This is a genomic window from Acinetobacter sp. 1566109 (assembly GCF_000582255.1).
GTDB lineage: Bacteria > Pseudomonadota > Gammaproteobacteria > Pseudomonadales > Moraxellaceae > Acinetobacter > Acinetobacter nosocomialis.
In genome coordinates this window covers 50,255-73,199 of sequence record NZ_JEYB01000008.1, presented here as the reverse complement: position 1 = coordinate 73,199, position 22,945 = coordinate 50,255, and the positions used below count along the sequence as shown (strand labels likewise).

General features: G+C 38.9%; 23 protein-coding genes. 6 read left to right on the top strand and 17 right to left on the bottom strand.

Annotation, left to right across the window (positions count from 1 at the left end):
• Positions 1-74: 74 nt before the first annotated feature.
• The 4 genes from fis to J582_RS09685 form a co-directional block, all read right to left on the bottom strand.
• Complete coding sequence (gene fis / locus J582_RS09700) at positions 75-344, bottom strand: DNA-binding transcriptional regulator Fis (protein WP_001086304.1); 270 nt, start codon at positions 342-344, stop codon at positions 75-77.
• Positions 345-720: 376 nt separating this feature from the next.
• Complete coding sequence (locus J582_RS09695) at positions 721-1,563, bottom strand: zinc-ribbon and DUF3426 domain-containing protein (protein ID WP_031983314.1); 843 nt, start codon at positions 1,561-1,563, stop codon at positions 721-723.
• Positions 1,564-1,576: 13 nt separating this feature from the next.
• Positions 1,577-2,482 carry a 50S ribosomal protein L11 methyltransferase gene (prmA, locus tag J582_RS09690; RefSeq protein WP_031983316.1) on the bottom strand — a complete coding sequence of 302 codons (906 nt, stop codon included), beginning with the start codon at positions 2,480-2,482 and terminating at the stop codon, positions 1,577-1,579.
• 155 nt (positions 2,483-2,637) lie between these two features.
• On the bottom strand, positions 2,638-2,940 hold the full coding sequence (locus J582_RS09685) for a hypothetical protein (RefSeq protein ID WP_032047810.1): 303 nt from the start codon (positions 2,938-2,940) through the stop codon (positions 2,638-2,640).
• Positions 2,941-3,172: 232 nt separating this feature from the next.
• On the opposite strand from J582_RS09685, the gene mnmG reads away from it, so the two are divergent.
• Positions 3,173-5,053 carry a tRNA uridine-5-carboxymethylaminomethyl(34) synthesis enzyme MnmG gene (mnmG, locus tag J582_RS09680; RefSeq protein ID WP_002049310.1) on the top strand — a complete coding sequence of 627 codons (1,881 nt, stop codon included), beginning with the start codon at positions 3,173-3,175 and terminating at the stop codon, positions 5,051-5,053.
• Between the two features lie 198 nt (positions 5,054-5,251).
• The gene (locus J582_RS26955; RefSeq protein ID WP_002049353.1) at positions 5,252-5,401 is read left to right on the top strand and encodes a hypothetical protein; all 150 of its coding nucleotides are present in this window, start codon (positions 5,252-5,254) and stop codon (positions 5,399-5,401) included.
• 33 nt (positions 5,402-5,434) lie between these two features.
• On the opposite strand, the gene J582_RS27070 is transcribed toward J582_RS26955, so the two are convergent.
• Complete coding sequence (locus J582_RS27070) at positions 5,435-6,442, bottom strand: helix-turn-helix transcriptional regulator (protein WP_002049181.1); 1,008 nt, start codon at positions 6,440-6,442, stop codon at positions 5,435-5,437.
• A gap of 225 nt (positions 6,443-6,667) precedes the next feature.
• Between J582_RS27070 and J582_RS09670 the strand changes: the two genes are divergently transcribed.
• From J582_RS09670 to J582_RS09655, 4 genes are read left to right on the top strand one after another with little or no spacing between them, the layout of a single operon-like run.
• Entirely contained in the window at positions 6,668-8,218 is a 1,551-nt protein-coding gene (locus J582_RS09670) for a circularly permuted type 2 ATP-grasp protein (protein WP_032047809.1), read from the top strand.
• Between the two features lie 22 nt (positions 8,219-8,240).
• Positions 8,241-8,837 carry an alpha-E domain-containing protein gene (locus J582_RS09665; protein ID WP_002049176.1) on the top strand — a complete coding sequence of 199 codons (597 nt, stop codon included), beginning with the start codon at positions 8,241-8,243 and terminating at the stop codon, positions 8,835-8,837.
• 2 nt (positions 8,838-8,839) lie between these two features.
• On the top strand, positions 8,840-9,619 hold the full coding sequence (locus J582_RS09660; RefSeq protein ID WP_031983320.1) for a transglutaminase family protein: 780 nt from the start codon (positions 8,840-8,842) through the stop codon (positions 9,617-9,619).
• A 16-nt stretch (positions 9,620-9,635) separates the two neighbouring features.
• Complete coding sequence (locus tag J582_RS09655; protein ID WP_002049189.1) at positions 9,636-10,370, top strand: proteasome-type protease; 735 nt, start codon at positions 9,636-9,638, stop codon at positions 10,368-10,370.
• A gap of 57 nt (positions 10,371-10,427) precedes the next feature.
• Here the strand turns inward: J582_RS09655 and alr are convergent, their stop codons facing one another.
• The 12 genes from alr to ppsA form a co-directional block, all read right to left on the bottom strand.
• The gene (alr, locus tag J582_RS09650; protein WP_031983322.1) at positions 10,428-11,498 is read right to left on the bottom strand and encodes an alanine racemase; all 1,071 of its coding nucleotides are present in this window, start codon (positions 11,496-11,498) and stop codon (positions 10,428-10,430) included.
• 32 nt (positions 11,499-11,530) lie between these two features.
• The gene (gene dnaB, locus J582_RS09645) at positions 11,531-12,976 is read right to left on the bottom strand and encodes a replicative DNA helicase (protein ID WP_031983324.1); all 1,446 of its coding nucleotides are present in this window, start codon (positions 12,974-12,976) and stop codon (positions 11,531-11,533) included.
• Positions 12,977-13,177: 201 nt separating this feature from the next.
• The gene (rplI, locus tag J582_RS09640) at positions 13,178-13,624 is read right to left on the bottom strand and encodes a 50S ribosomal protein L9 (protein ID WP_000382591.1); all 447 of its coding nucleotides are present in this window, start codon (positions 13,622-13,624) and stop codon (positions 13,178-13,180) included.
• Between the two features lie 8 nt (positions 13,625-13,632).
• Complete coding sequence (gene rpsR / locus J582_RS09635) at positions 13,633-13,860, bottom strand: 30S ribosomal protein S18 (RefSeq protein WP_000090661.1); 228 nt, start codon at positions 13,858-13,860, stop codon at positions 13,633-13,635.
• A gap of 11 nt (positions 13,861-13,871) precedes the next feature.
• Positions 13,872-14,255, bottom strand: coding sequence for a 30S ribosomal protein S6 (gene rpsF, locus J582_RS09630; protein WP_002049107.1), 384 nt, complete (start codon positions 14,253-14,255; stop codon positions 13,872-13,874).
• A gap of 181 nt (positions 14,256-14,436) precedes the next feature.
• A complete protein-coding gene (cyoE, locus tag J582_RS09625) occupies positions 14,437-15,318 on the bottom strand; it encodes a heme o synthase (protein WP_032047808.1) in 882 nt (293 codons plus the stop codon).
• 10 nt (positions 15,319-15,328) lie between these two features.
• Positions 15,329-15,658 carry a cytochrome o ubiquinol oxidase subunit IV gene (locus J582_RS09620; RefSeq protein WP_000094534.1) on the bottom strand — a complete coding sequence of 110 codons (330 nt, stop codon included), beginning with the start codon at positions 15,656-15,658 and terminating at the stop codon, positions 15,329-15,331.
• On the bottom strand, positions 15,658-16,278 hold the full coding sequence (cyoC, locus tag J582_RS09615; RefSeq protein ID WP_002049203.1) for a cytochrome o ubiquinol oxidase subunit III: 621 nt from the start codon (positions 16,276-16,278) through the stop codon (positions 15,658-15,660). Before cyoC ends, J582_RS09620 begins: the two co-directional genes overlap by 1 nt.
• Before the next feature lie 4 nt (positions 16,279-16,282).
• Positions 16,283-18,274: a cytochrome o ubiquinol oxidase subunit I gene (gene cyoB, locus J582_RS09610; RefSeq protein WP_002049358.1), complete on the bottom strand. Its 1,992-nt coding sequence runs from the start codon at positions 18,272-18,274 to the stop codon at positions 16,283-16,285.
• Positions 18,275-18,277: 3 nt separating this feature from the next.
• Positions 18,278-19,330, bottom strand: a complete 1,053-nt coding sequence (gene cyoA / locus J582_RS09605; RefSeq protein WP_002049341.1) for a ubiquinol oxidase subunit II — start codon at positions 19,328-19,330, stop codon at positions 18,278-18,280.
• Positions 19,331-19,645: 315 nt separating this feature from the next.
• Positions 19,646-20,401 carry an RDD family protein gene (locus J582_RS09600; RefSeq protein ID WP_031983327.1) on the bottom strand — a complete coding sequence of 252 codons (756 nt, stop codon included), beginning with the start codon at positions 20,399-20,401 and terminating at the stop codon, positions 19,646-19,648.
• Positions 20,402-20,465: 64 nt separating this feature from the next.
• Positions 20,466-22,853 (bottom strand): phosphoenolpyruvate synthase, encoded by a 2,388-nt coding sequence (ppsA, locus tag J582_RS09595; RefSeq protein ID WP_170318176.1) that lies wholly within the window; start codon positions 22,851-22,853, stop codon positions 20,466-20,468.
• Positions 22,854-22,945 lie beyond the last annotated feature (92 nt).

The window sequence follows — 22,945 nt, the reverse complement described above, 5'->3', positions numbered from 1 at the left end:
CAATTTCAAGTCTACGGATTAAAACCAATTAGAAGCATAAAAAAATGCCCACGACGTCGTGAGCATTTTATCATTTATTCACTCATTAAACCGTGAGCTTTTAACTTTTTGCGTAAAGTGCCGCGGTTTAGTCCAAGAATCTCTGCGGCACGTGTTTGGTTGCCACGAGTATATTCAAGAACTACAGATAAAAGAGGTTTCTCCATTTCTGCTAGCACCATGTCATATACCTGAGATGGTTGCTCACCTTGCAATTGTGCAAAATAATGACGAACTGCGCGATCCACGTGGATGCGAAGAGCAACATCAGATTGTGCAGTAAAAATAGGAGATTTGCTATTCATGCGAGTTAATCCGAAAATCAAATACTAGCTTGGGTAAAGTAGTATATAAATGTGGTCTAAAAATACGGAGTCCTGTTTTAGATCCTAAAACAGTGACTCTAAAACATAAGAACAATTAGCTTGCCATAAATCTTCGTATTGAGTAAAAAATAAGCGTAACAATAGTTAAATATTTGTTACAGCCCCCTCAAAAACAAAAAAAGTTAGGCTATGCGCTTAATTTAGAAAAGCACACATGCTTAACAGTATATTTTTTGAATTGAGAGCGAGGAGTATATGAGTCAAAGCTTTCGTGGCGCGTATCATACCATTGTCTAGGAAAAAGTGAGCAAATTAACTGCATTTTTTTTTATTTTTTTTTCACTTTTTTTACAAATTAGGGGTGGACAATTTCTAATCGATAATTTACTAGGCTTTTTTTGCTTTTATTTAAATCAAATTGAAATTTAAACGGTGTATTAGTTGGGATACGTTGAATGCCTCGTAAATTTTCAACCAAGTATTGTTGAGGAGTAAAAATGATCTCTTCTTGATTGCCTTCTCGACCAAAACTTAATTTTAGGTTTGGTAACTCAATACTTTTATTATTTTGATTGACTAGAACGCCAGAAAATCGAGTATGTTCTATATCTATTCTACGTAGCTTTACCTTTTCTATATAAAGAAGTTGATATTGTTCAGCTGACTTACTGCAGTGCAGTATTTGACAGACATAATTAAATGCATGGCTAATAGCAGGGCTTTGCTGCATAAGTTTTGGATTGAACCAGAGAATCTGAAAAGTAAAAACTAAAATCAGAATCAGATTCGCAGAACTCCAAAGTGTATAGTACAACCAGCTATGCTTTTTACCATTATCCTGTTCAGGTGAAGTTGCTTGTTCAGCTAAGTTGAGGTTGGGGAGCGCATTGATTGGCTCGTTATGGAAGTAATTTAAATTATTTAAATACGTCAAAAGATCAATATTAGAATTTTCAACTTTTTGATCAAAGATATCTAACACATGTGAATGAGTCATATATCGTGTTTGAATCGAGCCGTCAGCTAAAACAGATGAGTTTGTTGCTTCTGGAAGTTCAACATTAACTAAGTTGGTTAGAGCATTAAAATTTAAATTACATTTAGGGCAACAAACCATGCCCTGAGCAACAGTTAACTGGGTTAGAGAAACTTTATAAACTGTTAAACATTTAGGGCAGCGGGTTTGCTTTTCATTCATGAGTTAAATAGTCTCAATTTATTGTTTTGCGTTTTCCTGATATGCGACACCAGTTTTCTTCGCGCTTTTCGACGTCTAATATATCAAAAAATTCAGAATAAACACCTGAAACATCAGCTACTTGCTCTTCAATTACACCAGCAAGTGCGAACTCACCATCAGATTTCAGTAATTGTGCAAACTCTGGCGCAAGTGCCATTAATGGTCCCGCTAAAATATTTGCCACCAAAACGTCTGCTTGTTGAGGTTTGAATTCTTGATCGAACTCTTCAGGAAGACCCACATATAGACGGTCTAAAACCCCATTGAGTTCTGCATTTTGTTTTGTCGCAAGAACAGCTTGAGGGTCAATATCTGTCGCATAGACTTTTTTAGCACCTAATAATAAAGCTGCAACGCCTAAAATGCCCGAACCACAACCATAATCAATAACGATTTTATCTTTTACATCGGTTTTACCTAACCATTGTAAACATAAAAATGTACTTGCATGGTTACCTGTACCAAAAGCAAGGCCTGGATCAAGTTTAATATTAGTCGCATCTGCTTCTGGTGGTTCTAACCACTCAGGTACGATCCAGAATTTTTCCCCAATTTGAATCGGTTCATAATAATCCATCCATGCACGTTCCCAAACTTGGTCTTCAAGTTCTTCATGACGCATAGGTACATCTGGAAGTTGAGCTTTTAAGAAAGCTTCTAAAGTGTCAACATCAATTGGGTCTTGTTCGTCTTGTTGATAAATACCTGTAACAATAACTTTATTCCATAAAGGTGTTTCGCCTGGTAATGGTTCAAGCAAAGCCTGATCTTCAGCATCATCCAGCGTTACGCTTACCGCACCTAGAGACATTAAAAGTGTTTCTGTGAATTCAACTTGTTCTTGATCAACGGTAATGTGTATTTGTAACCACTTCACGAAAAGGACCTAAAAATTTTATTTAAAGGTGTATTGTAGCCGACTAGAATGGTTTAAAAAAGAAAACGGCCCATCTTTAATGGACCGCTTTTTGAAAATTTCGCTGTGTTATAGAAAAATTAAAACTTTTTTCTATACCTTAGGTTCAAACTATATTAGGGAGCAGGGGCCTTAAATTGTAGTTTGCCATTTTCGTTTGGTTGGCAAGTACCATTGAAGGTTGCACCATTATGGCTGTAAGAAACCCAATCACCCTGACGTTTTTTAGCACAAGCTCTCAGTTCTTTTTGTGTTACTGATGTACCTGACTCTGCAGCATGCTTGCTTGTTTTAGCAGTATGACTCGATTTAGTAGTGTGAGTCGATTTGGCATTATGATTAGTCGCAGCGTGGGTCAACGTTACGCCTGAAAAACAAAGGAGAAATGCAGTTAAGATTTTTAACATGGTCGTTTTCATTTTGTGTTCCTTCTCGTTGCGTTAATTTTAAAGTCGTAGAAGTGCTGTACGTTTTTTATTCTAGAATGAAAAATTTTTAAAAACATTCACTTTGTATTGAATTCCTGAAACAAAATGTCAAAACATGTGGTGTAGCGTAAATCATGTGATGACAATTTTGTAATTATGTACATCAATAAGCAGATAATTTTGCTATAATGTTCCGTCTTTTTTTTCTGGTGTTTTTGTACTCATGCACTATCCTAAAGTTTATGATGTTATCGTTATCGGTGGCGGTCACGCAGGTACGGAAGCGGCACTTGCTGCGGCGCGTATGGGACGACAGACTTTGCTTTTGACCCATAACATTGAGACTTTGGGTCAGATGAGCTGTAACCCAGCAATTGGTGGTATTGGTAAATCACACTTAGTACGTGAAATTGATGCACTCGGTGGTGCAATGGCATTAGCTGCCGATAAAGGCGGTATTCAATTCCGTATTTTAAACTCGCGTAAAGGTGCTGCAGTACGTGCAACACGTGCTCAGGCTGACCGTGTTCGTTATAAAGCTGCTATTCGCGAGACATTAGAAAACCAAGCAAATCTTGATATTTTCCAACAAGCGGCTGATGACCTGATTGTGGAAGGCGATACCGTTAAGGGTGTTGTGACCCAAATGGGTATTCGCTTCGACGCAAAAACTGTTGTGTTGACTACAGGTACATTCTTGGGTGGTGTTATTCACGTTGGTTTAGAAAAATCAAGCGGTGGTCGTGCAGGAGATCCTCCTTCTATTGCTCTTGCTCAGCGTCTGCGTGAATTAAAACTACCAGTAGGTCGTTTAAAAACAGGTACTCCACCGCGTATTGATGCCCGTTCAGTTGACTTCTCTGTTATGACACCACAACCAGGTGACTTCCCATCTCCAGTGATGTCATTTATGGGGGATGCTTCAATGCATCCTGAACAAGTGAACTGCTATATCACACATACCAATGAAAAAACCCATGACATTATCCGTGGTGGTTTAGATCGTTCACCAATGTATACCGGGGTTATTGAGGGTGTAGGTCCACGTTACTGCCCATCAATTGAAGACAAAATTCATCGTTTTTCTGATAAAGACTCACATCAGGTGTTTTTAGAGCCAGAAGGTCTTGATACACATGAGCTTTATCCAAATGGTATTTCGACTTCATTACCATTTGATGTTCAGTTTGAACTTGTACGCTCAATTCGTGGTATGGAAAATGCCCACATTTTGCGTCCGGGCTACGCAATTGAATATGACTATTTTAATCCGCAAGCATTGAAATTTACCCTTGAAACCAAAGCTATTAACGGCTTGTATTTTGCTGGTCAAATTAATGGTACTACCGGTTATGAAGAAGCTGGTGCCCAAGGTTTACTTGCAGGTCTAAATGCTGCTCGCCGTGCCTGGGAGCAAGAAGAATGGACACCGAAACGTGACCAAGCTTATATGGGTGTATTGGTTGACGATTTGATTACCTTGGGTACGAAAGAACCATACCGCATGTTCACTTCACGTGCGGAATATCGTTTGATGTTACGTGAAGATAATGCCGATCAACGTTTAACAACTATTGGTCGTGAGCTTGGTTTAGTTGATGATGTTCGTTGGGCTGCTTATTGTGAAAAAATGGAAGCAGTTGAACGTGAAACATCTCGATTACAGCATTTATGGGCAGCGCCTAATAACCCAATGGGTAAAAAGTTTGTCGAAATGACTGGTGCTGACTTGAGTAAAGAATGTAGTGCGATTGATTTACTCAAACGTCCTAATATTAGTTTTGCTCAAATCGCAGAACTTACGGGTTCAGAAGTTTCAGAACAAGTGGGTGAGCAAATCGAGATCGCGGTTAAATATGAAGGTTATATTAACCGTCAGCATGAAGATGTAGCTCAGTTAAAGCGTCTTGAAGAAACCAAGATTCCTGCCGATTTTGATTATGATGTTGTTTCAGGTTTATCTCGTGAAATTACTCAGAAGTTAAAAACTGTGCGTCCAGAAACATTGGCTCAAGCAAGTCGTATTCCTGGTGTTACCCCAGCTGCTGTTCAACTTGTAATGATCACGATTCGTAAAAATAACATGATCAAAAAAACAGCTTAATCATTTAAGTCATTAAAAAAGCCCAGTTAAGACTGGGCTTTTTATTTTCTTATCAAAAAATATATGGAAACTTCCTAAGGAAGAAAATAGATTTCACTTCCTTTTTTTCTTATTTCACATGTTTTAAAACGAACGTTATATTGAATTCACGTTCAAACAAGAGGGCTTTAAACATGACAATGAAATCAATTCGCTATAATGGATATGATTTGGCATGCCAATGCTCATGTTCAACATAGCGCAAAAGAAGAAGCAGATCATTTTGGTGGAGGAGAACAGAATGATCTGAAAATAAATAAAACTATAAATACCAATATAAAATTAAGAAAATTATTATTCAAAATCTAAAGAGAACCTGACGGTTCTCTTTTTTATATCTAGTCATTTGTTATCAGGTTCAATTTCTCGTACTGCATTGTGTACTTGAACTGGTTCAATATGGAGCAACTTTTTACCGAAACTTCGTAACCACCAGACGAGTTGAGATGTAAAAGGAACAGTCGCCGTAACTTCGACAATGTTTTCTTCAATTGGAGTAATTGTCTGATCTTTACTTAACTGACTTTCATAAAAAGTTTTGGCAGTTTGTTCAGTCATGGTTAAGGTGAGCTGTATCAATTCAGTAGGTTGGTTGTAGTCTACCCTGAAACCTAAAGCACCCGAGTCAATATAATGATCAATATCAAAATTAACGGGGTGGAGCGCACGACTTTCTAAAACCTTAGCGGATTTGAAGCGGTGTAGGGCAAAGGTTTGTACTTCGGTTTTATCATGGCGGGTGCAAATTAAATAAATAACAGCACCTTTTTGGACCAATGCAAGCGGATTTAAAATATAAGTTTTATCTTCGCCTTGATTTACACGGGCTTGATAAACACACTCAATTTGTTTGTCTTGCAGTAAGCCTTCGTAAATTGCTTGTTGAGCAGCACGGTCGACTACAGGTGGAATCAGTGGTTGGCTTGCTGGCACAATACGGACACGATTAATCCATTGTCTTACATTATTTTGTGTAGACAGACTACGTTTTGCTAAGTCAAACCAAGGACCCATCTCATCAAGTAGACTTGGTGGGAGCAAATGTTTGAGATGTTCTTCAACCATCATAAAGGTTACTGCTTGAGAGCTTGTCATATGCGGTAAGCTTTGAATTGGTGCATCTGATTGCCATCGCCAGCCTTGAGGCACAGCTTTATTACTTTCAATTGGAAAACGCTGAGCAATTTGATTTAAATCACGCTGAATTGTTCTTAAACTGATTTCGATACCTTCACGCTCAAGCATTTCTTGCAATTCTCGAGTCCCGATCCATTTACCGGTAGGAAGGCGAGATAGAATCTGCCACTGGCGATATAAACTATTTGAAGTTTCTTTTTCTATTACAGACATAAGCGTAATACATCTATATCCAATTGCTTTGGTGTCAACACAATAAAAAAACTTTACACATTTAGCAAGTTTGTCAGATTCGGTTTATGGCACCTTTTACAATCAATGCTAAAATTTAAAAGAAAGTTATAACAACGAAAGCCAATAAGCATTATAGATATATAAGTGGCACTGAAATTGCTTATTTAAAAATGAAATATAGATAAATGATAAGACGAGGTTGCTATGTCAGAACAAGAGAAAGACCTACAAGCCGATATTGATTATTTTTTACAAGAGCAGGCGACCACCGCATTACTTAACCAGACTTCGTTTATGGACAATCTTTCGGTACAAACGAACTTATTTGAACAGTTAAAATCGCAGTTTTTTAACGAAATGCTAGACGATGTGACATCTAACGGTGCTGCTTCTAAAAAAATTGAGCAATGGTTGAGCATTCGAACTTTAGATGAGCTTAAGCAGTTAAATGCGGAGGCCAAACAACATTTTCTCTATCACGGTATTACATTTAATGTTTACGGCGATAAAGAGGGTGCAGAGCGAACCATTCCTTTTGATTTAATCCCGAGAGTAATTGAAAAAAAACAGTGGGAGAAAATAGCAGCTGGATGTGCACAGCGAGTTAAAGCTTTAAACTATTTTTTAGATGATATTTATCATGGACAACATATTTTAAAGGAACAGTTAATTCCAGAAAATCATATTATTTGTCATGAGGCTTTTCAGCCACACATGCTCAAGCACAAGCTTAAAGGTAAAATTTATTCTCAAATTAGCGGTATAGATATTATACGAGATGGCGAAGGTGAATTTTTTGTACTAGAAGATAATTTAAGAACACCTTCTGGCGTCTCTTATATGATTGAATGTAGAAATATTAGCCAGCAACTCATGCCTGAACTTTGTGCTGCTAATAATTTGCAAGGCATTGAACATTACCCAAGCTTATTAAAAGAAATACTTCAAGAAAACTCAGAGGTTGATTGTCCTTTTATCGTAGTTTTAACGCCAGGGCGTTTTAATAGTGCTTATTACGAACATGCCTTTTTGGCACGTGAAATGGATGTGCCACTGGTTACTAACCGAGATTTATTTGTAGAAAATGATCAAGTTTTTGTAAAAACAATTCGTGGACGTCAAAAGGTTGATGTGATTTATCGTCGGTTAGATGATGATTTTTTAGATCCGCTTGCCTTTAGACCTGATAGTGCCCTAGGGGTAGCAGGTCTTATGTCCGCTTATTTACAAAAAAATGTAGTGATTGCAAATGCACCTGGTACTGGCGTAGCCGATGATAAATCGATTTATCCGTATGTTGATCAGATGATTCAATATTATTTAGGTGAAACACCAATTCTGAAAAATGTCCCTACTTATCAATGCCGCGAAAAGGAACATTTAGACTATGTATTGTCTCATCTAGATCAATTAGTGATTAAGGAAGCTCAAGGGTCTGGTGGTTATGGCATGTTAATTGGTCCTAAGGCGAGTGCATGTGAAATTGATGAATTTAGAAAAAAATTGATTGCTACACCACACGAATATATTGCACAGCCAACATTAGCTTTATCTGTTGCACCGACTTTAACGACATCAGGAGTGGCTGAGCACCACATCGACTTACGTCCGTTTGTATTGAGTTCCCCATATCGCACTGAAATTGTACCGGGAGGCTTAACACGAGTGGCCATGCAAGCAGGATCTTTAGTCGTAAATTCCTCACAAGGAGGAGGCATTAAAGATACATGGGTCGTTGAAACGCTACATTCCTAATAGTCGGTTAAAGAGGAAATTTATGGTTTTACTCAATTCGAGTGCACACCACATTTATTGGTTGGGCCGTTATTTAATGCGGATTAAATTTGCTGTATCACATTTACCATTTACCGATGATGAAAAAGCAACTCAATTTGCAGCGGCATTTGGACTGGTCATTGAGCAAGCAGAATTACTGAACTGCTATATGTTGGATACGAAACAAACATATTCATTACTGAACCAGTTCATGATTGCTAAAGATAATATTCAAGAATTAAGAGGGATACTATCTTCTAGCGCTTATGCCGAACTGAATCATGCGATTAAGTCACTTCAAGCTCATCCTGATTCATTAAATAAAGCTTTAGCTCAATGTAATCAAATACTTGATTCTGAAAATGAAGATATAGCCTTATTTCTGAATTTAGGAAAGAAAGTAGAGCAATTAGATATACAACTACGTTTTCAGCAAGACCTTACGGGACTTTTACAGGAGCTAGAAAAATTGCTTCAACAGCTGAATGACTTAGGATGGGAGAAGCTAAATCAATCTTGGCAATTATTAAAAGATCATCCGTCTTGGGATGCTTATTATAATTTTACTCAGCAGCTGGAATATATGTTCGAGGCATGATTATGAAATTGATGATTAATCATCAAACGCATTATAAATATACTGAAACTGCTAAAAACAGTATTCAGTATATTAAGATGATGCCTCAAACATCGCTGCATCAACATGTTGTGAATTGGGCAATCAGTGTGCCAGGTGATAAGACACTCAAAAGAGATATTTTTAATAATATTTGGTTAACCGCTACGCAGCGTTATGAATACCAACATCTTACTTTTATGGCGCAGGGTATTGTTGAGCTTTTAAATAAAGAGATAGGTGGAGTAGATGTACCTATACCATCAAAAATATTTCTTCAAAGTACAGCGGCCACTCAATATGATTCTGAAATGTTGGATTTTGCCCAGAAAATTGTAACCGTCAAAGATCGACAACACATTGCTTTGCTCAGTGAAAATATTCTGCAAAAGATGCCATATCAACCAGATAGTACATCTGTTCATACGACTGCCACGCAAGCCTTTCATGCAGCTCAAGGAGTATGTCAAGATCATGCACATGTTTTAATCGCCATGTGTCGTGCGTTACAATTACCAGCACGTTATGTCTCTGGTTATTTATTTGATCAAAATTATCCGCACCTTGCCAGTCACGCTTGGGCGGAGGTATTTTTAGATAATCAGTGGTATTGTTTTGATGTAAGCAATCAATTGTTTACGCCAAAGCATCATATTTATCTCGCAGTTGGACGGGACTATCTTGATGTTGCCCCAATTAGAGGTGTGCGAGAACAGGGTGGTATTGAAAATATGATGTCTGTGGTTCAAGTGTTGGCTTGTTGAATGTAAAGAGAACGAAATGACCTATTGTTGTGCGCTGAGATTAGAACAGGGTTTGGTGTTTATAAGTGACACTCGAACTAATGCAGGGGTCGATCATATTTCTGTATTTCGTAAGCTTCATACTTTCGGTGTAACGGGAGAGCGTTTTATTGCCTTGCAAACAGCAGGTAATTTAGCAACGACACAAGCGGTTATCGGGCATTTGCAAAATGCGCTTACTTTGCAGCAAGAGCCTAATTTATATAGTATTAATACAATGTTTGAAGTGGCTGATTTAGTCGGTAAAACTTTAAAAAATGTTTTAGAAGATATTAGCTCAGATACTCAAGAACAAATGAATTATGCTTGTAGTATTTTGGTGGGTGGACAAATTAAAGGCGGTGATATGCAGCTTTATAATGTTTATCCGCAAGGTAATTTTATTTGTGCTACAACCGACACGCCTTACTTTCAAATTGGTGAAAGTAAATATGGTAAACCTATTTTAGATCGTGCTTTATATTATGCAATGCCGTTAGATGATGCTCTACGCTGTAGTTTAATCTCGTTTGACTCAACACTGCGTTCTAATGTGTCGGTAGGTTTACCATTAGATGCCTTGGTCTATAGCAGAGATAGTTTTGTGATTCCTATGGGTAAACGAATTAGTGAAGATGATCCGTATTTTTCACAAATTAGTCGTCAGTGGTCGGATACTTTACGTCGTGGTTTACAGGAAATGCCTAAACCTACAGATGATTATTGGCGTTAAAAGGTATTTCAAATAAAAAAATCCAAGCAAGCTTGGATTTTTTTATTTACTAAATTATTAAGTACTTTGACGGACTGGACGAGTGCTTAAGCGGCAAAGTAATTCATAACCAATTGTGCCGTTAGCTTCAGCAACGTCATCAACTAAACGATGATTACCCCAAAGTTCCACTTGGGTACCAAGTTTTACCTGAGTATTTGTGACATCAATCGCTATCATATCCATACTTACACGTCCTACAACTGGACAAAGTTTGCCATCAATAGCGACAAAATTTTGCTTAACATAAGCTCTTGGATAACCATCACCATAGCCAATAGAAACTATGGCAATATCCATAGCCTGTTGGGCGCAAAAAGTTGAACCATAACCCACATGTTCACCAGCTTGAATATGGTTTAACGCGATAACTTCTGCTGTGAAAGTCATAACTGGTTTTAAATCAAGCTCATGTACTGTTTTATCTGCAAAAGGTGAAGCACCGTAGAGCATAATACCTGGTCGTACATAGTCAAAATTCAGTTCTGGCCATTTAAAAATAGCCGCTGAATTACAGCAAGACGCTAAAACTGGTTCACAAACTTGTTTTACTTGCAAAAATTGCTGTTTTTGTTGTTCATTTAAAGGATGGTCTACATCTGCATTGGCAAAATGCATAGCAAGTACACAGGTAAATCCTTCAGATTTTAAAGTTTTAATGACTTCAATAATTTCTGGGTTTTTAAAACCTAAACGATTCATACCGCTATTTAATTTAACCCATACTTTTAAGCCTTGGGCAATGTATGCTTGTTTGTGTTTAATTAACCATTCAAACTGTTGTTGATGATGAATAACACATTCAAATTTTTGCTCAATTGCGACGGGCATTTCATCTTCAGAAAATACGCCTTCAATTAAAGTAACTGGTTGTTCGAAACCAAGTTCACGGATTTCTAATCCTTCTTGTAGGCAGGCGACACCAAAGGCATCTGAGGCATTTAAGGCTGCTAAACAGTCTTTGACTCCATGTCCGTAAGCATTGGCTTTTACCATACTTACGATTTTTGAATTTGCTGCGAGTTGTTTGACACGGTTTAAATTATATTGAAGCGCTTGGCGATCAATATAAACTGTTGCTTGACGCACCCTCATTTACTCCTTTGGGCTAGAGATAGAGTTTATTCTTCATCATCATATTGGCTGTAATACTCAGGAGAGAGATTACTAAAACGAGTATATTGGCCTTCAAAGGCAAGGCGAACGGTACCAATAGGGCCGTTACGCTGTTTACCAATGATAATTTCTGCGGTGCCTGCTTCTTTAGATTCTTTGTTATAGACTTCATCACGGTAAATGAACATGATTAAGTCGGCATCCTGTTCAATCGCACCCGATTCACGTAAGTCGGACATTACTGGGCGTTTATTTGGGCGGTTTTCCAGACTTCGGTTAAGCTGAGAAAGTGCAATCACAGGGCAGTGCATTTCTTTTGCCAAGGCTTTTAAGCTTCGTGAAATTTCCGAGATCTCGCCAACACGGTTATCGCCCATACCCGGAACTTTCATTAATTGTAAATAATCGACCATGATACAGCCGATTTTACCATCATGCATTTTTGCAATACGTCTAGCTCGGGCACGAACCTCGGTTGGTGGTAAAGCTGACGAATCATCAATGTATAAATGCATTTGTTGAAGCTGCAAAATAGTACCAGTAACTTTAGTCCACTCATCTGCATCTAAATTACCTGAACGTAAATGTCCTTGGTGAACTTTACCCATTGCGGATATTAGACGCATTGCAATTGAGTCAGCTGGCATCTCCATAGAGAATACGAGAGCAGGAAGTTTATTGTATTGCAAAACACTTTCAACCAAGTTCATGGCAAAGGTAGTTTTACCCATAGACGGACGTGCCGCGACAATAATTAAATCTCCAGGTTGCATACCGGAAGTTTTATTATCGAGCTCTAAGAAGCCAGTAGTTAAACCAGTAATATTGCCATCGAGTTTTGAAAGTTCATCAAGTTTACTAATAACATCGGCTGTTACAGAGCTTATTGCTTTAGGACCAGAATCTTTTTTATTGTTATTGTGCTGTTCAGCTAAAGAGAAAATACTGGTTTCGGCCAAATCTAAAATTTCACTAACACCACGCCCTTTTGTGTCATAAGCATTTTGTAAAATTTCAGTACTTACCTTGATCATACTTCTTAGTGTAGAGAATTCTTTAATTTTGGTTGCATAGGTTTCAAGGTTATAGAAACTTGAAGGTGAATCAGCCATAAGCTGCATTAAATATTCTTCACCACCAATAGCATCAAGTAAGTTTTGTTTTAAAAGCCAGTCATTCACTAATACCGCATCGTACGGTGAATTTTCCTGCGCTAATTTTTCAATTGCACGGTAAATATATTTATGACGAGTGGCATAAAAATCATTTTCTTTGAGTAGGTCACTGATTTGTTCAAAAGATTCAGCAACGGTCATCAATGCAGCAAGCACTGCTTGTTCAATGGCTAAATTGTGTGGGGGAGTGCGAAACTCTTTAAGTTGGCCTGATTCACTCGTCTTATTTTCTGTTAGAGATGAAAGCGTTAAAGAAGTGGCATTCGCCTGAGACATAATTAGACCTGATGATAAAATGTGTGCACAAAAAAGGGTTTTAAGCCGAGAACTATCTTAAAACAAAAATAAATAAACTACCTAATTAAAAAACCAATTAAACTGAAGAACTGATCAGGAATTAATATATCTAATTTTATTTCATAAATTTAAGAGATAAAAAAAGAGCATGCGTGAGCATGCTCTTTTTTTGATGAGAAATTACTCAGATACGATAGTAACGAGAACTTCTGCAACAACATCATGATGCAATTGGATTGCGATGTTGAATTCACCAGTGTGACGAAGCGCACCGTTTGGTAAACGAACTTCTGCACGGTCAACTGTAAGACCAGCATTCGTTAACGCGTCAGCGATGTCACGAGTACCGATAGAACCGAAGAGTTTACCTTCGTCACCAGCTTTAGCAGTGATAACGATGTTAACTTCATTCAATTGTTCAGCACGTGCTTGAGCAGCAGCTAATACTTCAGCTTCTTGCTTCTCAAGTTCAGCACGACGAGCTTCAAAAGCAGCAGTGTTAGCTTCAGTAGCTGCAACTGCTTTACCTTGAGGGATAAGGAAGTTACGGCCATAACCAGCTTTAACTGATACTTTATCGCCTAATTTACCAAGGTTCTTAATGCGTTGTAATAAGATAACGTCCACAGATCACCTCACTTATGGTTGTCAGTGTACGGAATCAAAGACAAATAGCGAGCTTGTTTGATAGCAAGTGCTAATTGACGTTGATAACGAGCTTTAGTACCAGTGATACGGCTAGGAACAATCTTGCCGTTTTCAGTGATGTACTGTTTTAAAGTGTCGATATCTTTGTAGTCGATGTACGCAACATTCTCAGCTGTAAAGCGGCAGAACTTGCGACGACGGTAAAAACGTGCCATTGATGTTCTCCTTATTCAGCTTCTTGAGCAACTTGCTGTGCTTCTTCGCGTTGAGCTTTACGCGCACGCTTTTCTTCAGCACTCTTAGCAAGCAATGACTCTTCAGTGATTGCGTGTTCACGACGGATGATAAGGTTACGAATGATCGCGTCGTTATAACGGAATAATTCTTCTAACTCATCAAGCGTAGTTTGACCACATTCAACATTCATAAGAATGTAGTGCGCTTTGTGAATTTTGTTAATTGGGTAAGCCAATTGACGACGGCCCCAATCTTCTAAACGGTGAATTTGACCATCAGCTTCTTTGATCTGAGAGATATAGCGTTCAACCATACCTACAACTTGATCGCTTTGGTCTGGATGTACCAAAAGTACGATTTCGTAATGACGCATTGTCAGCTCCTTACGGTTTAAACAGCCCCTAAAAAATTAGAAGCAAGGAGTCATAGCTAAAATATAAATAGCTACGTCGCAAAAAATGCGAAGGCTGAATTATAGGTAAAAATTAGACTAAAAACAAATCTTTTGATAAGAAATATGAAAAGTTGTTTTTGAGGAGGAAATCCTCCCTTAATTAAAAGAGAGGAAGATTTGGAGCAGGGGATTGATAGGTAAAGCTAAAGCTCAAACTTAACAGGGTAATTAATATGACCGAGTAGAGGAAAAAACGTTTAGCCCAAAGTTGATCGTTTTCGGCTTTGAATCCAATAATCGATAAATAGAACCAGTATGCGGTTAAAGCATTAAAGGTAATTAAAAAGAATACATTGGTATAACCAAAACAATATAACCCGTTCAAAACAGCTGCAAATAACAGGATATATATTACACATTCAATTTTCGTACGATAAATAGAACGTGCTACAGGCAAAATTGGAATTCCTGCATTTTTGTAATCATCAAAACGATAAATTGCAATTGCCCAAGAGTGAGGCATTTGCCATAAACCGTATGCTAAAAACAAAAGCAAGGCTGCCACATCAAATTGATGAGTTACCGCTGTATAACCAATAACAGGAGGACTCGCTCCGGAGATACTACCAATAACGGTTTGATGGATTGAGGTACGTTTGGTCCACAAGCTATAAAAACCGACATAGACAACAAAACCAATTACTGCAAACAAAAATGCGTAACCATTTACACCAAACCACAAAATGCTAAAACCAATTATCCCAAGTAGAAACGCATATATAAGCGCAACAGTAGGAGAGATGGTTTTTTTAACAAGTGCGCGGTTTTGAGTGCGCTGCATCTTTGTATCAATATCTTGATCAATAACATTATTGACAACACAACCTGAGGCAACGACTAACGTTGTTCCAATGAGAGTGAGCAATAATAATAATAAGATGTCTATAGAGCCTTGGGCGGCTAAGAAGAAGCCGCCCAAGGTGGTAACGAAATTACCGAAGAGAATTCCTGGTTTAGTCAGGAATAAATACTTTTTCAACATGACAATCAGTTTAGATCATCATATTGTAGTGAAGATAATTCATAATCCACACAGAACCGATTAACAGTACAGCGATACATAGGATCGTGTAGATAAATGCAATCATATTCCAGCGTTGTTCAGATGATGTATTCATGTGTAAGAAGTACACAAGTTGTACAAGAACCTGAGCAACGGCAGTAATTGCAATCACTGTAACTAAAAGACCGCGGCTGAAACCACCTGCCATCACCATCCCGAATGGGATGATAGTAAGGATAACAGATAGAATAAAACCTACAGTGTATTGCTTAAAGTTACCGTGTGACGCACCAGCAGCATTATGCTCATGACTACTCATTAGAGAACTCCCAGTAAGTAAACGACGCTGAATACACAGATCCAAACGATGTCAAGGAAGTGCCAGAACAAGCTTAAGCAAGCAAGACGACGTGTATTCGGTAAAGTCAAACCTTTAGTTTTGATTTGATACATCAATACCAACATCCACACTAAACCAGAAGTTACGTGGATACCGTGCGTACCAACCAAAGTAAAGAACGATGACAAGAATGCACTATGAGTTGGACCATGACCTTCCTCTACAAGGTGATGGAATTCATAGAGCTCCATACCGATGAAGGTTGCACCAAAAAGGAATGTAATAAATAACCAAGTAATAACTTGATTTACATTCTTTTTATAAGAGGCAAGTACAGCAAAACCGAAAGTTACCGATGAAATCAATAAGGCAAATGTTTCAGTTAACACGTAGCCTAATGAATTATGGAACAGGTCATATGCACTTGGAGTCCCTGCTGGAACATGACTGCTTAATACAGCGAACGCAATGAAGAGTGATCCGAAAAGAATCAAGTCACTCATCAAGTATGTCCAGAAACCAAAGACCGTTAAATCTGTATCATCATGTTCATGATGACCATCGTGGCCATGGTTGTCGTGATGAAGTACTTCAGCCATTTCCTTAGTCCTTCTTCAAGTGTTTTTCAAGTAAAGCATAGCGTTCGTTTTCAATACGCTCAACTTCAGCAGCTGGAACATAGTAATCAACATTCTTAGTGAATGAGCTTACGATCAAGCTAATAACAGCTGAAACGAATGAAACAACAACGAGCCACCAAATATGCCAGATAAGTGCAAAGCCAAGAAGTGTAATGAACATTGCAATGACAAAACCAGCAGCACGATCAGTCGGCATGTGGATGTCTTCATATTTAGTATTACGTGCGTATGCTACACCGTTTTCTTTGTCAGTCCAGAAACGGTCAATACCGCTACCATCTGGTTCATGCGCAAAGTTATAGAATGGAGCAGGGGAAGAAGTAGCCCATTCAAGTGTACGAGCATCCCATGGATCGCCTGTGTGGTCCATGTTTTGGTGACGTTGTAAGAAACCAACGATGATTTGCATTAAGAAACATGCAATACCAATCGCAACAAGAACAGCACCAAATAATGCAATCGCAAGGTATGGATCCCATTCAGGGTTGTCATATGTATTCAAACGACGAGTCATACCCATGAAACCAAGGATATAAAGTGGCATGAATGCAAAATAGAAACCAAAGAACCAGAACCAGAATGCAGCTTTACCCCATGCTTCATTGAGCTTCCAACCAAACATTTTTGGCCAGTAGTAAATGATGCCGGCAAACATACCAAACACCACACCACCAATAATTACGTTATGGAAGTGAGCGATCAAGAATAATGAGTTGTGTACCAAGAAGTCCGCAGGCGGAACAGCCATAAGTACACCAGTTAAACCACCGATACCGAATGTTACAAGGAAGCCGAGCGTCCATAACATTGGAGTAGTAAAGGTGATGCGACCTTTGTACATGGTGAATAACCAAGAGAAGATTTTCACACCAGTAGGAATCGCAATAACCATGGTCATGATACCGAAGAACGCGTTAACGTTCGCACCAGCACCCATGGTAAAGAAGTGGTGAAGCCATACAACAAACGCAAGAACAGTAATCGCGATAGTTGCATACACCATAGACTTGTAACCGAACAACGCTTTACGAGAGAAGGTTGCAACGATTTCTGAGTATAGACCAAATGCTGGTAATACCAAGATATATACTTCAGGGTGACCCCATGTCCAGATCAAGTTCACATAAAGCATTGGGCTACCGCCAAGCTCATTTGTGAAGAAATGGAAGCCAAAGTAACGGTCTAATGTAAGCATTGCAAGCGTACCTGTTAATACAGGGAATGATGCAATGATTAATACTGCCGTACAAAGTGAAGTCCACGTGAAAATAGGCATGTCCATTAATTTCATGCCAGGTGCACGCATCTTGATGATGGTAACGAAGAAGTTAACACCGGATAAAAGCGTACCTAGACCAGAAACCTGAAGTGCCCAGATATAGTAGTCAACACCTACACCAGGAGAATATTGAATACCAGACAGAGGAGGGTAAGCCATCCAACCAGTCGCAGCAAATTCACCTAATACAAGTGAAAGCATCATTAAACCAGCAGCACCAGCGAATAACCAGAAGCTTAAAGAGTTCAATAATGGGAAAGCAACGTCACGAGCACCAATCTGTAAAGGAACAGAGATGTTCATCATACCTACAACGAGACCCATTGCTACGAAGAAGATCATGATTACACCGTGTGCGGTGAAGATCTGGTCGTAATGGTCAGGATGTAAATAACCTTCACCACCGCCTTTAGCGAGGAAAAGTTGTAAACGCATCATGATCGCATCGGCGAAACCACGCAAAAGCATGACGACAGATACGATGATATACATGATACCAATTTTTTTATGGTCTACAGTTGTAAACCATTCTTTCCACAAATATCCCCATTTTTTGAAATAGGTGATACCGCCAAGCACAGCAATTGCACCAAGTGCCATAAAGACCATGGTGACAAGTACGATTGGCTCTGTCGGGATAGAGTCCCAACCCAATTTACCAAAAATCATATCCATGTCTTATTCCCCTTGAGCAGCGTGTTCAGCTGCAGCATGAGTTTCTGCTGTTGCATGCCCAGCAGAGTGGTCAGCACCATGATAGTTACTCATATAATGGTTGATAACTGTTTCAAACAGTTTTGGTTCAACTGAAGAGTAATAAGTCACAGGGTGTGGCTTAGTCGGGAACGGTTTCATCGCTTCTGCTTTAGCAAGCGCTTCTTGATCACCAGCAGCTTTAGCACGATTGACTAAATGCTCGATTTGGTGCTTAGAACGATCGCCATCACGTAAGGTTGCCAATTCAGCTTGGTCAAGCGTAGCTTTTTGCACTGCTTCTGGATTAATAGTTGAACCATTACCAGCTTTAACTGCTGCTACCCATTCGTTGAATTGTTGCTCTGTAACGCTATGCGCTTTGAAACGCATTTGAGAGAAACCATAGCCTGAGTAGTTAGAAGAGAAACCACGATATACACCAGTTTCATTTGCTAACAAATGAAGGTGAGTTTGCATACCTGCCATTGCGTAAATCTGGCCACCTAACTGCGGAATGAAGAATGAGTTCATTGTGAAGTTAGACGTGATTTTGAAACTTAACGGAGTTTTTTCTGGGAAACGTACTTCGTTAACAGTCGCAATGTTTTGTTCAGGATAAATAAAAATCCACTTGAACTGTTCAGCAATAACCTGAATAGTTAAAGGTGCTTTATCTGATTCTAAAGGACGGTATGGGTCATACTTGTGGGAACCCCACCAAGTTAACCAAGCTAAAATACCAATAATAATGACAGGGATACCCCATACTACAACTTCAATTGCAGTTGAGTGTGCCCATGTAGGTTTATAGTCTGCATCTTTATTTGACGCACGATATTTCCAACCAAACCATAATGCCATGATGATTGAAGGAATCACCACGAGTAACATTAAATAGATCGCAGTCATCATAAGGTCACTTTGACCTTGACCAACTGGACCTTTAGAGTTTAGAAGTACCATATCACCACCACACCCAGTCAAAAGTGCGGCAAGCGTTGATAAAGACAATACAGCTAAAATCGTTTGTCTCATTTTACAACCTCGGTGAAGAGTCCCATTCCCTAATTAAATATGGGATAGCGATTAAAGTGTCGCATGATTGAGAACGCTAGTCTTAAAATTTAGACTTCTCAATGATGCGACACCGCTACGTTGTAGGGCATTATGCCTCATATCGACAAACTAAGCTACATGTAAAGCAGCTTGAAATAATTGTTTTAAAACCCGATTTTTTTTGTAGGGTATCGAATTATGATGGAGCTTTTATTTAAATATCAACTCTCTATAGAAAAAAGGAGGCGGGGCGCCTCCTTTTTTTTAGACATTAAATGAATCAGTCATTCACTGTCATTTGATCACTTTTGTTCTTGCAATTTTGTCATGTAAAGCCTGTCGCTTTTGTCCTAATGCAAAAGCATAGTCAATAATTGTACTAATTGGCATAAATAGTAAGTTTAATATAATGAAAACGATACTTCTGAGTAAGAAGATACGTGTTAGATTAACTTTACCATTAGTTTCAGCATCGACAATTTTAATTCCGACAATTTTTTTACCAATACTTTGCCCAAACTTGGTCAACAAAAATGCTTGAATAGCGAGCATTATTACTACATAAAGTAACATTGTATGCCACGCTTCCACTGGAATTAGTGTAAAAAGCTGCTGCTGAAGTTCAGCTGCTTTGGTTGATGCAACTTCAGCAGACTGCATCTGTTTTTGTAACTCAAAAAGTTGTTTATATTGAGTTTCGTTAAAGAAAAAAGATGGAATGGCTGCAATAGGTAGCCAAAGTAATAAGTCAATAATTTTTGCAAGCGCACGAGATGAAATTGAAGCAAGTTCATGTGTCTTAGTCTCGACTCGAATTTGCTGGATAGTCTCGTTATAAGGCGTATTTGTATTTGCTGAAAAAGCAGAATAACCCGTAGGTTGATATACAAGTTTACCTTGGGTTAATTCTCCTAAAGCTTTCCATTCTGTCATGCCTTCATGCCAAGCTAAATCAGTAAGTAAAACTTGTTGGCTTGCCAACATCTGATTTAGTTGCTCTAAGGTATAAGGCCCAGCTTGTTGATTATTACGTGCCAAGTAAATTTGCATAAGTAAAAATTCTCTATTCTAAAGATGAAAAAAGACCCACGGATGGGTCTTTTTCTATAACAAATTAGATTTGCTTGATTTTTTCTTCAGCAAGGAAGAACCATGTATCTAAAACTGAGTCAGGGTTTAAAGATACTGATTCAATACCTTGTTCCATTAGCCATTTTGCAAGGTCAGGGTGGTCAGATGGTCCTTGACCGCAAATACCGACATATTTACCGGCTTTACGACAAGCATGAATTGCCATAGAAAGAAGAGCTTTTACAGCAGCATCGCGCTCATCGAATAAGTGAGAAACAATACCAGAGTCACGATCAAGACCAAGTGTTAATTGAGTTAAATCGTTAGAGCCGATAGAGAAACCATCGAAGTGTTCAAGGAATTGTTCAGCTAATAATGCGTTAGTTGGTAATTCACACATCATGATGACTTTTAAGCCATTCTCGCCGCGCTTCAAGCCATTTTGAGCCAGCAACTCAATCACGCGTTTTGCTTCAGATACTGTACGCACAAATGGAATCATGATTTGGATATTGGTTAAACCCATTTCATCACGAACTTTTTTAAGCGCGCGGCATTCAAGTTCGAAACAATCACGGAAGTTGTCCGAAACATAACGGCTTGCACCACGGAAACCAAGCATTGGGTTTTCTTCTTCCGGCTCGTATAACTTACCGCCAATAAGGTTTGCATATTCGTTTGACTTAAAGTCAGACATACGAACAATGACTGGTTTATCAGCAAAAGCAGCTGCAAGTGTTGCAATGCCTTCCACTAGTTTTTCAACATAGAATTCTACAGGTGATGCATAGCCAGCTGTACGTGTCATTACAGCAGCACGAGTTTCACGAGGTAAGCTTTCAATGTTAAGAAGGGCTTTAGGATGGACCCCAATCATTCGGTTAATAATGAACTCTAAACGAGCAAGCCCAATTCCTTCGTTTGGAATTTGAGCAAAGTCAAAGGCACGGTCAGGGTTGCCTACGTTCATCATGATTTTGAATGAAAGTTTAGGCATAGATTCAATAGAGTTACGTTGAACTTCAAAATCTAATGCACCTTCATAGATGAAACCAGTGTCACCCTCAGCACAAGAAACAGTAACTTCTTGACCATCAGTTAATACTTCAGTTGCGTTACCACAACCTACAATTGCTGGTACACCAAGTTCACGAGCAATAATTGCAGCATGACACGTACGACCACCACGGTTAGTGATGATAGCCGCAGCACGTTTCATTACTGGTTCCCAATCTGGGTCAGTCATGTCTGATACAAGTACGTCACCGTCTTGTACTTTGTCCATTTCTTTAATTGAGTTAACAATACGGACTTTACCAGAACCGATACGCTGCCCAATTGAACGGCCTTCACAAAGTACAGTACCTTTTTGCTTGAGTAGGTAACGTTCCATTGTGCCAACATTTTGGCGGCTTTTTACGGTTTCAGGACGAGCTTGAACAATATAGATTTGACCATCGTCACCATCTTTTGCCCATTCAATATCCATCGGAGCGCCATAATGTTGCTCAATAATAAGCGCTTGTTTAGCTAACTCTTGTAATTCATGATCATTTAATGCGAACTGTTGACGTTCTTGTTTTTCAACGTCGACAACAACCACAGACTTACCTGCTGAGCCTTCTTCACCATAAATCATTTTCTGGTGCTTAGAGCCAAGATTACGGCGTAATACCGCATGTTTTCCAGCATTTAATAATGGTTTAGAAAGGTAGAATTCATCAGGGTTAACCGCACCTTGCACAACCATTTCACCTAAACCGTAAGATGCAGTAATGAATACGACATCACGGAAACCAGACTCGGTATCTAGGGTAAACATTACACCCGCAGCGCCAGTTTCAGAGCGCACCATGCGCTGAACACCCGCAGATAATGCGACAACATCATGATCGAAGCCTTGGTGTACACGATAAGAAATAGCACGGTCATTATATAAAGAAGCAAATACTTCTTTGATGGCGATAAGTACGTTATCAATACCGCGAATATTCAAGAAAGTTTCTTGTTGACCCGCGAAAGATGCATCTGGTAAATCTTCAGCAGTTGCAGATGAACGAACGGCAACCGCGATATCAGGGTTGCCGTTAGAAAGTTCTGTAAAAGCGGCGCGAATTTCTTGTTCTAAGGTTGCAGTGAGTGGAGTCTCTACAATCCATTGACGAATTTTAGCGCCTGTTTCTGCAAGTGCATTTACGTCATCAACGTTAAGCTGTGCAAGTTCTGCTTGAATTCGAGCGTTAAGACCGCTTTGGTCTAAGAACTCACGATAGGCCTGTGCAGTTGTTGCAAAACCACCAGGTACCGATACACCAGCATTTGATAAATGGCTGATCATTTCACCCAAAGATGAGTTTTTCCCACCTACGAGTTCGACATCGTGTTTCCCTAATTTTTCTAGACCGATTACGCGCGCTTCCAAAGTTTTCACTCCACTTTTGCAGTATTAATGTCTATCTTGGCATGAAATTAAAAAAATAAAGTGCTTAGTTGAGAATTTTACTAAGCGACAGTCATGTAAGA